Annotated in this window: 15 protein-coding genes and 1 pseudogene; 4 read left to right on the top strand and 12 right to left on the bottom strand. The window is 40.4% G+C overall.

The genetic code is table 11. The features are described from left to right. From carB to SORDD27_RS02290, 6 genes are all read right to left on the bottom strand, one after another. Positions 1–1065: carbamoyl-phosphate synthase large subunit (gene carB, locus SORDD27_RS09595; RefSeq protein ID WP_081103377.1), on the bottom strand; the 1065-nt coding region annotated here is incomplete at its 3' end. Between the two features lie 200 nt (positions 1066–1265). Then, positions 1266–2345 (bottom strand): carbamoyl phosphate synthase small subunit, encoded by a 1080-nt coding sequence (locus SORDD27_RS02310; RefSeq protein ID WP_061427097.1) that lies wholly within the window; start codon positions 2343–2345, stop codon positions 1266–1268. A 49-nt stretch (positions 2346–2394) separates the two neighbouring features. Beyond that, positions 2395–3318, bottom strand: coding sequence for an aspartate carbamoyltransferase catalytic subunit (locus SORDD27_RS02305; protein WP_001293854.1), 924 nt, complete (start codon positions 3316–3318; stop codon positions 2395–2397). Between the two features lie 18 nt (positions 3319–3336). Beyond that, the gene (gene pyrR / locus SORDD27_RS02300; protein ID WP_049485335.1) at positions 3337–3858 is read right to left on the bottom strand and encodes a bifunctional pyr operon transcriptional regulator/uracil phosphoribosyltransferase PyrR; all 522 of its coding nucleotides are present in this window, start codon (positions 3856–3858) and stop codon (positions 3337–3339) included. A 210-nt stretch (positions 3859–4068) separates the two neighbouring features. After that, the gene (gene nth, locus SORDD27_RS02295; protein WP_061427095.1) at positions 4069–4698 is read right to left on the bottom strand and encodes an endonuclease III; all 630 of its coding nucleotides are present in this window, start codon (positions 4696–4698) and stop codon (positions 4069–4071) included. Beyond that, positions 4699–5241, bottom strand: a complete 543-nt coding sequence (locus SORDD27_RS02290; RefSeq protein ID WP_061427093.1) for a YceD family protein — start codon at positions 5239–5241, stop codon at positions 4699–4701. Positions 5242–5409: 168 nt separating this feature from the next. Between SORDD27_RS02290 and SORDD27_RS02285 the strand changes: the two genes are divergently transcribed. Further along, the gene (locus SORDD27_RS02285) at positions 5410–5739 is read left to right on the top strand and encodes a hypothetical protein (protein ID WP_061427091.1); all 330 of its coding nucleotides are present in this window, start codon (positions 5410–5412) and stop codon (positions 5737–5739) included. Between the two features lie 330 nt (positions 5740–6069). Continuing rightward, a complete protein-coding gene (locus SORDD27_RS02280; protein ID WP_061427089.1) occupies positions 6070–7629 on the top strand; it encodes an ATP-binding cassette domain-containing protein in 1560 nt (519 codons plus the stop codon). Between the two features lie 183 nt (positions 7630–7812). Here SORDD27_RS02280 and SORDD27_RS02275 read toward each other — a convergent pair whose 3' ends face one another. The 6 genes and pseudogenes from SORDD27_RS02275 to SORDD27_RS02250 form a co-directional block, all read right to left on the bottom strand. After that, positions 7813–8442 carry an ABC-2 transporter permease gene (locus tag SORDD27_RS02275; protein WP_061427087.1) on the bottom strand — a complete coding sequence of 210 codons (630 nt, stop codon included), beginning with the start codon at positions 8440–8442 and terminating at the stop codon, positions 7813–7815. Continuing rightward, a complete protein-coding gene (locus tag SORDD27_RS02270; protein ID WP_061427085.1) occupies positions 8442–9290 on the bottom strand; it encodes an ABC transporter ATP-binding protein in 849 nt (282 codons plus the stop codon). Before SORDD27_RS02270 ends, SORDD27_RS02275 begins: the two co-directional genes overlap by 1 nt. Continuing rightward, positions 9283–9663, bottom strand: coding sequence for a GntR family transcriptional regulator (locus SORDD27_RS02265; RefSeq protein ID WP_001025497.1), 381 nt, complete (start codon positions 9661–9663; stop codon positions 9283–9285). Before SORDD27_RS02265 ends, SORDD27_RS02270 begins: the two co-directional genes overlap by 8 nt. Before the next feature lie 117 nt (positions 9664–9780). After that, positions 9781–10142: pseudogene (locus SORDD27_RS02260) on the bottom strand (RNA polymerase sigma factor). A 60-nt stretch (positions 10143–10202) separates the two neighbouring features. Further along, entirely contained in the window at positions 10203–11102 is a 900-nt protein-coding gene (gene htpX / locus SORDD27_RS02255) for a zinc metalloprotease HtpX (protein ID WP_061427083.1), read from the bottom strand. 1 nt (position 11103) lies between these two features. After that, a complete protein-coding gene (locus SORDD27_RS02250) occupies positions 11104–11664 on the bottom strand; it encodes a LemA family protein (RefSeq protein ID WP_000219838.1) in 561 nt (186 codons plus the stop codon). A gap of 93 nt (positions 11665–11757) precedes the next feature. Here SORDD27_RS02250 and rsmG point away from each other — a divergent pair, with 93 nt between their 5' ends. Continuing rightward, entirely contained in the window at positions 11758–12471 is a 714-nt protein-coding gene (rsmG, locus tag SORDD27_RS02245) for a 16S rRNA (guanine(527)-N(7))-methyltransferase RsmG (protein ID WP_000801953.1), read from the top strand. 302 nt (positions 12472–12773) lie between these two features. Then, a partial coding sequence (locus SORDD27_RS02240; RefSeq protein WP_330997314.1) for a solute carrier family 23 protein occupies positions 12774–12967 on the top strand: 194 nt, incomplete at its 3' end.

Genomic DNA, 12967 nt, shown 5'->3' with positions numbered 1-12967 from the left:
GGCAACGACGTAGTCGAGGGCTGGCTCAAACATAGCATAAGTTGAACCTGTAACCGGGTTGATAACCTCATCCAAGGTCAAACCTACGGCAATCTTAGCAGCCAATTTGGCAATCGGATAACCCGTCGCCTTAGAAGCAAGGGCTGACGAACGGGATACACGCGGGTTTACTTCGATAACATAGTACTTAAAGCTATGGGGATCAAGGGCTAGTTGAACATTACATCCACCTTCAATCTTGAGGGCACGAATGATGCTCAAGCTGGCATCACGAAGCATTTGGTTTTCATAGTCTGACATGGTTTGCGCAGGGGCAAATACAATAGAGTCCCCTGTGTGAATTCCAACTGGGTCAAAGTTTTCCATGTTACAAACAACGAGGGCATTGTCAGCTGAATCGCGCATGACTTCGTATTCAATTTCCTTGAAACCAGCGATTGAACGTTCAATCAAACATTGGGTAACAGGTGACAATTTCAACCCATTTTCAGCGATTTCACGCAATTCTTCCTCATTGGCACACATACCACCACCAGTACCACCTAGGGTAAAGGCTGGTCGAACGATGACTGGGTAGCCAATTGTCGCTGCAAAGGCAACTGCTTCTTCGACTGTGTTGACAATTTCAGATTCTGGAATGGGTTGTTCCAATTCTTCCATCAATTGTTTAAAGAGGTCACGGTCCTCTGCTTGGTCGATGGCAGACAATTTAGTACCTAGAAGCTCTACTCCAAGCTCATCTAGGATGCCGTTTTTAGACAATTCCATGGCCATATTGAGCCCTGTCTGACCTCCAAGAGTTGGAAGTAAAGCATCTGGGCGTTCCTTACGGAGAATACGTGTCACAAATTCCAGTGTAATCGGTTCGATGTAGACCTTGTCCGCAATCTCCTTGTCCGTCATGATAGTGGCAGGGTTTGAATTCACCAAGACGACCTCATAGCCTTCCTCTTTCAAAGACAAGCAGGCCTGGGTCCCCGCGTAGTCAAACTCAGCAGCCTGACCAATAATAATCGGACCAGAACCAATCACCATAATTTTTTGAATATCAGTACGTTTAGGCATAGTTTATGATACAAAGCCCGTAAAGAACACAGTGAAAATAGGAAACTCGGTGCAGACGCCTTTAGCGTCAAGACGATGTTTATCTTTTTCACACAGTTCTTAGGGCGTGTTCACTTCCGCGAACAATGTATCTTCTCCTTTCTATTCGGCAACTCTCTGGTTGCCATTAAATAAATTCTCCGACGAGCTTTTACTCGTTCTTAGTTTGCTTGTTTAAAAGCTTCCATCATCTCGATAAATTCGTCAAAGAGGTAGCTAGCATCGTGTGGACCAGGAGCTGCGTCTGGGTGGAATTGTACAGAAAAACCTGGTTGGTATCTGTGGCGAACTCCTTCAACTGACTTGTCATTGATTTCTTCGTGGGTAATGATCAAATGCTCTGGCAAGTCCTCACGGCTAACTGCATAACCGTGGTTTTGGCTGGTAAAGTCTACGCGTCCTGTAGCAATCTCACGTACCGCGTGGTTAAATCCACGGTGACCAAATTTCATCTTGTAGGTCTTAGCACCGTTTGCCATAGCAAAGAGTTGGTGTCCCATACAAATACCGAAAATTGGAATTTTCCCTTGCACACCGCGAATCATGTCCAGTGCTTCTGGAACGTCTTCTGGGTTACCTGGACCATTTGACAACATAACTCCATCAGGATTAAGGTGGAGAATTTCTTCTGCCGTTGTTGAATACGGAACAACCGTCACGTTACAATTACGCTTAGAAAGTTCACGTAGAATTGAGTGCTTGAGACCAAAGTCCACTAGCACCACGCTCAAACCAACTCCAGGAGCTGGATAGGACGTTTTAGTAGAAACCTGCTTGATATTATCTGTCGGCAAGACTGTTGCTTGGAGCTGGTCCGTCACATGGTCCATACTGTCTCCAACATGGGTCAAGGTTGCACGCATAGTACCATACTTACGGATAATCTTAGTAAGTGCACGCGTATCAATCCCTGAAATACCAGGAATTTTCTTAGCTTTCAAAAATTCATCCAGCGTCATTTGGTTGCGCCAGTTGCTAGCTCGACGCGCTTCTTCGAAAACGACAACTCCCTTACAAGTTGGAATGATGGATTCGTAATCATCACGATTAATTCCATAATTTCCCACCAAAGGATAAGTGAAGGTCAAGATTTGTCCATTATAAGACTGGTCTGTAATGGATTCTTGGTAACCAGTCATCCCTGTGTTAAAGACGATTTCGCCTGTTACATCAATATCTGCTCCAAAGGCCTTGCCTTCAAAAACTGTGCCATCTTCTAATACTAGAAGTCTTTTTGTCATATTTTCACCTCTCGTGGACGCTCACTGGCGTCTTTTAACGTCTTGTGTTTTAGTTGGCGTTTCTACTCGCCAATACGGATTCTAAGATTGCCATTCGAACAAAGACACCATTGGTCATTTGTTGGACAATGCGTGATTTTGGCGCTTCAACCAAGTGGTCAGCAATTTCCACATCTCGATTCACTGGAGCAGGATGCATAATGATTGCTGTTTCTTTTAAGCGATTATAGCGTTCTTGGTTCAAACCGTGTTGAGCATGGTAATCTTCTTTTGAAAAGACCGCTCCGCTTTCGTGGCGTTCATGTTGAACTCGGAGTAACATCAAAACATCCACCTGATCAACAATCTCATCAATAGTTACAAACTGTCCATAGTCCGCAAACTCTTGACTTCTCCATTCCTCAGGTCCTGCAAAGAACAGTTCAGCTCCCAAGCGTTTCAAAATCTGCATATTGGATTTGGCAACGCGTGAGTGGTCCAAGTCGCCTGCAATAGCAACCTTGAGCCCCTCAAAGTGACCAAATTCCTCATAAATAGTCATCAAATCAAGCAAGCTCTGACTAGGATGTTGACCTGAACCATCTCCACCATTGATGATGGAAGTCGTAATCGACGGACTCGCAATCAACTCTCTGTAATAGTCGACCTCTGGGTGACGAATCACACAGACATCTACACCAAGCGCAGACAAGGTTAAGATGGTATCATAAAGTGTCTCACCCTTATTGACTGAGCTAGTCTTCACATCAAAGTCCAGTCGCTCCAATCCTAGTTTGATCTCTGCCACTTCAAAAGACTTATGTGTTCGTGTAGAATCTTCAAAGAAGAGATTAGACACGATAGGTTTGTTCTCGTAGGGAAGTTGGGCTCCGTTTTTAAACTCGATTCCTCGTTTGATCAATTTCATCACTTGATCAACTGTAAGGTCTTCCATGGAAACCACATGGTTCAATGCTTGTTGATTTTCTGACATGGCTACTCCTTCAGCTTTCTAAGCTTCTTCAGTAATCAGAACTCTGTCTTGGCCATCAAGTTCTGTCATCTCTACGATGATTTCTTCAGAACGACTGGTTGGGATATTTTTCCCAACGTAATCTGGACGGATAGGCAATTCTCTATGTCCACGGTCAACTAGCACCGCAAGACTCACGCGCGCAGGACGACCATGGCCAACAATATTATCAATAGCAGCTCGGATGGTACGGCCTGTATAGAGTACATCATCCACCAAGATAACTTCACGGTCTGTCACATCAACAGAAATCAAAGAAGTATCTTCTCCGCTTTTAACATCATCACGGAAAGGCTTGGTGTCTAATTCCACAACAGGAACAGTGATATTTTCCAACTGCTCCAAGCGTTCTTTGATACGATGAGCGATGAAAACACCACGCGTTTTTATCCCAGCTAGGATAATTTTATTCAAATCTTTATTGCGCTCAATAATCTCGTAAGTAATTCGCGTAATCGCGCGTTTGACGGTCAATTCGTCTACAACTTCTTTTGCCTTCATGACAAACCTCCAAAAAGAAAAGTCTCCTTCTACAAGGAGACTTGAAATGTATAGCCAAGCGAGCCCTACTGTAAACAGTATAGACTTCACCCTTCTACTTTATCGCGCTCCTTGCCTGCCTCACGGGACAGGTTTAAAGGACTATTTAGTTACCATTTACTATAGCACAAAGCACCCTTAAAATCAAGCAAAAACTTTTTCAAAGTCCCCTTAAACATTGCTAAAATCATATAATTGGGGATAGTGGTTACATTCTGGATTTTTGGGATGGCAGATAGCTCGTCCAAAGTAAATCATGGCCTGGTGGGCTGCTAACCATTCTTCTGGTGGCAGAACATCCATGACACGTTTTTCTACTTCAAGTGGCGTAGCTGATTTTTTAACGATATCGTGGTGCTTACAGATACGCTCCACATGAGTATCCACTGCAAAGGCTGGGATTCCAAAGCCCACACTCAATACTACATTTGCTGTTTTACGACCAACACCAGCTAGACTTTCTAATTCCTCTCGAGTCTGAGGGACTTGACCATCAAAATCGTCTAGTAACTGTTGGGCACATTTTTTAAGGAATTTAGCCTTATTTCGATACAGTCCCAGGCGAGAAATGTGTGAAGCAATTTCACTTTCAGTTGCTACAGACATGGCTTGGGGCGTTGGAAAGGCAGCAAAGAGACCTGGTGTGGCCTTATTTACCGCTGCATCTGTGGTCTGGGCTGATAGCATGACCGCAATCAGTAGTTCAAAATGATTGCGAAAATCAAGACTAGGCTTAGCATCTGGAAAAAGGGCAATTATCTCCTCAATGACATGACGGGCACGTTTCTTCGATAAAACCATCTACTCGTCTCCATCAAATAGTCCTTGCAAGCCAGCAAATGGACTGTTTTCTTCTTTCTTGACTGCTTGTTGGGCTTGATATTCGTCTTCAGTCATGATTTGCCAGTCATTTCCTGACACAAAACCTTGGCCCGCCTCTTCTTCTGCCGTCAAGATCTTGATTGGGATATTGAGCAGAATATTATCTGCTACGCTCTCAGCAAGGTCAATTTCCCCATTTTCGATAGGCAAGACCAAGTCATCATCAAGAACTTCCTGGTCCAGTTGGTTGGTCGCTCCTTCCATGAAGACCTCTGTGACTGGATAAGACTCAGCCAACTCAACTGGTTCCATACTACGACTGGAAGCAAGAACAATGGTATATGACAACTGATAGTCTAAGAAATACAGACGGTCTTCGTACTGCACCTTTCCCACTGCAAAGATATCTTTGACATCTAAAATTTCTTGATTCCGTTTACGCAAGTCTGCGACAAGGTCTAAAGCTTGTTCAAAATGCAGGCCTTCAGGTTGCTTACGAATTTCTTGAATATTTAACTTCATATTTCCTCCATAAAGATGTACTCACTTGATTATACCATGAAAAGGCTATAAGTCAGCTTTCCAAACTTTGATATTAAAATCTCATTTTTTAACATATTTACTATGACAAACCTTCCTATTAGTGCTATACTATAGGTAAGAATACATCAGAGCAAGGAGGATGTTCATATGGAAGACAAAGCACTCATCACTGAAGCTTACCAACTCCTATCCGAGTTAAATAAAAGCTACCAAAGCTGCAAACAAGGTACAGCCGATGATTTCCGTCTACAAGAACTGCTGAACAGCACTCTCAAGGAACTTAAAAAAGCGGAAAAGCTTGACAACAGTATCTTAATCGACCTTGAGAAATTTTACCAACGTACCAGTCTACTGATCGGACTGGGGAGCCTAAAACTAAACGACTCAGCACGCACCGCTTGGCGTAACTATGACAAGTTCCACTACGAACATGTCAAACACGTACTGACTCTCTATGGACCTGTTTTTGGATTTTAGAGCTTGAAATTACTTGTTTTCTATTGACAAAATTTCCTGAATGGTATAGGATAGAGATACTAATACTCGGAGGTAAGGGAGACATGAACAACTAATCTATCAAATAAAGAATCTTTATTTAGTAGATCTTGTTTTTGTCTCTTTTTGTGTGCTCTTTTCATACTAGATTTTCTAGTATCTTGTCCCCATTGAAAATCAAAAAACTAGAAAGCTATGCTCCTCTTGGGTTGGGTTAGGCAACTCCAAGCTAGTTTGACGAGTTTTTCAACGAGGATAATAGAGTTTTGACAGTGACTTTGGGCTCTACTAGATAAAGTAGAGCTTTTTGTTATGCACTATCGACATTCTAGAAAGGGCAACAATATGATAAAAATCAATCATCTAACTATCACGCAAAACAAAGATCTACGAGATCTTGTATCTGACCTAACCATGACTATCCAAGACGGGGAAAAGGTTGCTATTATTGGTGAAGAAGGAAATGGTAAATCGACTTTACTACGAGCTTTAATGGGAGAAGCATTATCTGATTTTACTATCAGGGGCGACATCCAGTCTGACCTTCAATCACTGGCCTACATTCCTCAAAAAATCCCTGAAATTCTGAAAAATAGGACTCTACACGACTACTTGTTTTTGGATTCTGCTGATTTAGACTACAGTATTCTTTATCGTTTGGCGGAGGAGTTGCGCTTTGATAGCGACCGTTTTGCTAGCGACCAAGAAATTGGCAGTCTATCAGGGGGCGAAGCTTTGAAAATTCAGCTCATTCACGAGTTAGCAAAACCTTTTGAGATTCTATTTTTAGATGAACCTTCAAATGACCTTGACCTTGAGACGGTTGATTGGCTAAAAAGGCAGATTCGAAAGATTAGGCAAACTGTTATTTTCATTTCCCATGATGAAGACTTTCTTTCTCATACGGCAGATACTATTGTCCACTTGCGGCTGGTCAAGCATCGGAAAGAAGCGGAAACGCTAGTCGAGCATTTAGACTATGATCGCTATAGTGAGCAGAGAAAGGCTAGTTTTGCAAGGCAAAGTCAGCAAGCTGCTAACGACCAGAGAGCCTATGACAAAACCATGGAAAAGCATCGTCGCGTCAAGCAAAATGTAGAAACTGTACTTCGAGCTACCAAAGACAGTACTGCCGGTCGCCTATTGGCTAAAAAGATGAAAACTGTTCTCTCTCAAGAAAAACGCTTTGAAAAGGAAGCTCAGTCCATGACCCAAAAACCACTTGAAGAGGAACAAATCCAACTTTTCTTTTCAGACATCCAACCATTACCGGCTTCTAAAGTCTTAATCCAACTGGAAAAAGAAAATTTATCCATTGGCGAGCGCATTTTAGTTCAGGGGATACAACTCACTGTCCGTGGCCAAGATAAAATCGGTATCATCGGGCCAAATGGTGTTGGGAAATCAACTCTGTTAGCCAAGTTTCAACAACTGCTCAGCGCCAAAAGAGAGATTTCGCTCGGTTTCATGCCACAAGATTACCATAAAAAACTGCAATTGGATTTATCTCCAATAGCCTACCTCAGTCAAACTGGACGAAAAGAGGAACTACAGAAAATCCAATCTCACCTAGCCAGTCTCAATTTCAGCTATCCAGAGATGCACCACCAAATCCGCTCCCTATCTGGTGGGCAACAAGGTAAACTCCTACTTTTGGATTTAGTCTTGCGCAAACCAAACTTTCTCCTTCTAGATGAGCCCACACGAAACTTTTCTCCCACTTCTCAACCCGAAATTAGAAAACTCTTTGCCTCCTATCCAGGCGGTCTGATCACTGTTTCGCATGACAGACGCTTCTTAAAAGAGGTCTGTACGAGTATCTATCGTTTAACAGAAAATGGTTTGGAAGTTGTTGATTTACAAGATTTTTAGATTTTAAACATAGCAAAAATCCAGAGACGAGCTCTGGATTCTGTGGGCTGTTTGAGCTAACTCAAACAGCTTGAAAGATACTCACTTAATCAGAAGAACAACTTTGTTGCACTTGACTTGACAATTAAGGAAAAAATTGTTTTTCCATCTCTGCCACTTAACTACAAATTAAATAATTTATAACTAGTATTCTTTTTTCTCCATAATCATAACGGACAATTTTACTGCAAGCCCTATGATTAATATGCTTACAACTAAAATTCCAAAGCAAATCATTGATATAGAATTCTTACTAAAAATCTCCATTAGTTCTGCAAGAAAATTTGACTTTTCTTTTAACAGTGTTGATAAAGCAAATATTAAGAAATAAGTGATTACCATAATGACTCTACCCTTTTCTGCACCATATTTAAGAATAAATGGTAATTGAATGGCAGACATAAGTATACTAGCAGCTAATGTAATTAAAGAAATAAACACTATATTATCCAATGACATTTGATTTTTTGTCATCAACAGTACAAAAATGCAGATTGAACCAACCAAACCAAAGGCAAATGCAAAGAAAAACTTGCTCAACACATAACTGATCTTTTTTATTGGCATCGAAAATGCAAACTGTTCGAAATTTGATTTTGTATCATAGCCAAAGGCGATTGCAGTAAGTATGAGCGGAATCATTACACATATTAACGGAACCATAAACAATTCATTTTCATAAATTCCATATACAGCCAGTGCAATACTGATAGTAACCGTTAATAATAATGTCTTTTTTAAAGTAGCTATATCTTTCAAAATTAATGATGTCATTATTGTCTCACTCCTTTCACAATGTAAATCATAATATCCTCAATTGACGGTTTTTGTAACTTGATACCATCAGGTACAAGACTTTTTTTAACAAGTAACTCTTGCCCAAAAGAATGTATTCTTCTTCCTACAATGGCTTCTTCATCAATGTTATTTACTTCTTCATTGGATAAAGTACATATACCGTAGTTTTCTTTTAACTCATCTTTTGTTTCCATAAATAAGATTTTTCCATTGTGAATAAAAGCAATGTAATCTGCCACTTTTTCTAAGTCAGATAAAATATGGGAAGAAATAAGAATTGTATGATTTTCATCTTGCATAAAATCTAATAACAAATCCAAGATTTCCTCTCTTACAATTGGGTCAAGCCCACTTGTTGCTTCATCTAAAATCAAAAGTTCAGCATTGTGAGATAAAGCAACAGCCATTGAAAGTTTCATTTTCATACCACGAGAATAGTTTTTAATCATCTTTTTATGTGGTAAATTGAATTTTTCAACGAATCCATAAAACTGCTTTTTATCCCATTTTGAATAAACTCTATGACAAAACTTTTCAACATCGATTAATGTCATTTCTTCCGGCACTAACAAATCATCAAATACCACTCCAAGTTTATCTTTCAGTTCAACACTATTAGGATTTTCCTCATCTAAAAGTCTTATATCGCCAGAATCTTTTCTTAAAAGCCCAAGTAACAATTTTATAGTTGTACTTTTACCAGCTCCATTCTGTCCGATATATCCAACTATTGTTCCTTTCGGAATAGTAAGATTTACCGGTCCTAGTTTAAAACTGTCAAATGTTTTTACTAAATCTTTAATTTCAATAGCATATTTACTCATATTCACCCTCCACATAACTCTTTAACATTTTTATCAATTCATCACTGGATACATCTGCAATTTCTGAAAGTTCAACTACTTCTTGAAGCTTCGATTCAATTTTCTTTAAGTATTCTTCTCGAATTAGTTCTTTATTTTGTGCTGCAACAAAATTACCTTTTCCTTGTACCGAATTTATAAACCCGTCTAACTCTAATTCATCAAAAGCTCTTTTTGCAGTTAACATACTTACTCTTATTTCTTTCGCTAAGAATCTTATCGAAGGTAGTTGTTCTCCCACTTTCAAATCTCCAGAAATGATTTGTGCTTTAATTTGATTTTTTATTTGCAGATATATTGGTTCATCACTGGAATTATTTATCTGTATATTCATCATCAACCCCCTACTGTTATTTGTGTTTTAACTGTTATTATTATAGCATAACAGTTGAAAGATTGCAATATCTAAAAAGAAGCAGACAAAAATTTTTTTGCCCGCTTCTTCTCATTACTATCTAAATTCTTTCAGCAGCTCTCTTAGCTTTTCCAATATCTTATTTCTTCTCTTTATGAGAGCTGGATGAGATATTTTTTTCATTTCAGCTACCAAACGAATAGTTTCATCATTGAAATAAAGTCTATCAATGATTTCTCTTTCTTCATCATTTAATTTTGATAGTGCATCTCGCACTGCCTCAATCATCCTCTGTGTCTGAACGTTTTTATCTACATCAAAACCCTCATCTACTATACTATCCTCAAAATGTCCATCATTTTCAAAAGACGAGAAAAAAGCAGGTGATTTCTTCTATCCACCTGCTTCAAATATTTTTCGGCTCTATAATATTTGTAGTGGGTAAATCCCCTATGGATATTATGGAGCTTATTTTAGCTTTTCTTCAACCCACTACAGTTGACAAAGAGCCATTTTTTCTACATATGTTTTAAACGTTCAATCCGTTCTGAGATAGGTGGGTGGGTATAAAAGAGTTTTTGAAGTCCGCCACCTTTCTTGGGATCATTGATATAAAGAGCGCTGCTGGCATCGTCAACATGGTGATGCATCGGCTCGCTATCCTCCAACTTACGCAAGGCATTGATCATCCCTTGAGGATTGCGAGTCAGCTCCACACTGGATGCATCCGCCAGAAATTCCCTCTGACGGGAAATGGCAAGTTGCACCAAGGTTGCTGCGAGAGGTGCTAGAACAATGGCTAAGAGAGAGATAACAAGCATGATAATCTCCAAACCATTTCCATCGCGATCATTATCACTCCGTCTGCGACCTGCGCCACCCCACCACATCATCCGTCCTGCCATACTAGACAGAAGGGTAATGGCACTGGCAAGGGCAACAGCAATGGTCGAAATGCGGATATCGTAGTTTCGGATATGACTGACCTCATGCCCCATAACAGCTTCTAGCTCCTCGCGATTCATGATTGCCAGAAGACCCGATGTTGCTGCGACTGCTGCATTCTGCGGGTTTGAACCTGTTGCAAAGGCATTTAAAGAAGAATCCTCAATGATGAAAACACGCGGCATGGGAATCTGAGCGACCATGGCCATATCTTCTACTACATGGTAGAGGTCTGGTGCTGTTTGCTCATCAACCTCACGCGCCCCATTCATAGACATGACAATCTCTGTCGATTGAAAGATCATGGTCAGAGCGTAGATAAGACCAATAATCAAGGCAATAATCACGCCACCAAGACCTGAACGCATAAAGAGATAGCCAACCGCATAACCAACCAAGGCCAAGAGTAGGAAGAAAACCAGCAACAAAATCCAGGTTTTTCGTTTATTGCTCGCAATTTGATCAAACAACATCTTAGTCACCTAATCCGCTAAAGTCAACTTTAGGAACTGCCTTTTCCTCTTCAGGTGTTTGAAGGAAGTCTGCAGCTTTAAAGCCAAATAGTCCTGCGATGATGTTGCTTGGGAAACTTTCAAGTTTTACATTGTAGTTGCTGACAACACTGTTGTAGAGTTGGCGAGAGTAAGAAATTTTATTTTCTGTATTGGTCAACTCTTCTTGCAATTTGATAAAGTTAGCACTAGCTTTCAAGTCTGGGTAATTCTCTGCTACTGCAAAGATACCAGAAATCTGGCGGGTAAGGGCATCACTGGCCTTCATAGCTTCTGCCGGTGAAGTTGCTGCGGCTACTTGTCTACGAAGTTCTGTCACTTTTTCCAAGGTAGAACCTTCATATTTGGCATAGCCTTTGACTGTTTCAATCAAGTTTGGGAGGAGATCATTACGACGCTTCAACTGAACATCAATCTGGCTCCAAGCCTCCTTGGTCTGCATACGATTTTTAACCAAACCGTTATAGCTAACAATCACAAAAATAACAATCAGAGCCAAAACTCCAAGAATAATCCAAGTCATAATCTTATTCCTTTCTGCTTTTAGATTACTACCAGTATATCAAAATTTTAACGAATATGGTAAAATAAGATGATACTAGAGAAGGAAACTACTATGAAACCAGAAACTTTTTACAGCCTACTAGCTGAGCAAAATCTTCCACTTTCGGACCAGCAAAAGAACCAATTTGAACGCTATTTTGAACTCTTGGTCGAGTGGAATGAAAAGATTAACCTGACCGCTATTACAGACAAGGAAGAAGTTTATCTCAAACATTTTTATGATTCGATTGCACCTATTCTGCAAGGCTTGATTTCAAATGAAACTATCAAACTTCTTGATATCGGAGCGGGGGCAGGATTTCCTAGTCTACCCATGAAAATCCTCTATCCTCAGTTAGATGTGACCATCATTGATTCGCTCAATAAGCGCATTAACTTCCTTCAACTTTTGGCTCAGGAGTTGGATTTGGATGGTGTTCACTTCTACCATGGACGGGCAGAAGACTTTGCCCAAGACAAGAACTTCCGTGCCCAGTTTGATGTGGTGACGGCTCGTGCGGTTGCCCGTATGCAGGTTTTGTCTGAGCTGACCATTCCCTATCTTAAAGTCGGTGGCAAACTATTGGCACTCAAGGCCAGCAATGCTCCTGAGGAATTGCTAGAAGCCAAGAATGCTCTCAACCTCCTCTTTAGCAAGGTAGAGGACAACCTCAGCTACGCCCTACCAAATGGAGATCCGCGCTACATCACTGTGGTCGAAAAGAAAAAAGAAACCCCAAATAAATATCCACGTAAGGCTGGCATGCCTAATAAACGTCCACTTTAAATTTTTTAGTAAAAAATGTTTACAAAGTTCGCATCGCTTTTTTATTTCTTGGCTCGGGAAAAAATGATTTACAAAATCAACCTCGCTCTCTTATTTTCGGGCTCGGGAAAAAATGATTTACAAAATCATTTTTTTCTGCTATACTATCACAAGCAAAGGTTTTTAATGTCATCCCGTGAGGTGACAAAGACGCAGATTTATATAAATTTTTAAAAGATAGCTATTTTTTAAAAAGTCTTACTCTGAGGGCCTATTGCTGCAAAATAATGGGCTCTTTTTTGGTGCCCAAAAGTGAGGTTTTTATGAAACAGGAATCAACTGTTGACTTATTACTAGACGTTGATCAACGTCCTTCTGCTGGTAAAGGTATTCTTCTAAGCTTCCAGCACGTATTTGCCATGTTTGGCGCAACCATTCTCGTTCCCTTGATTTTGGGAATGCCCGTATCGGTTGCTCTCTTCGCTTCCGGTATTGGAACACTTATCTACATGATTTC

The organism is Streptococcus oralis (genome assembly GCF_001579025.1).
Lineage (GTDB): Bacteria > Bacillota > Bacilli > Lactobacillales > Streptococcaceae > Streptococcus > Streptococcus oralis_X.
The sequence above is the reverse complement of the archived record's forward strand: the minus strand, read 5'-3'. Positions and strand labels throughout refer to the sequence as shown.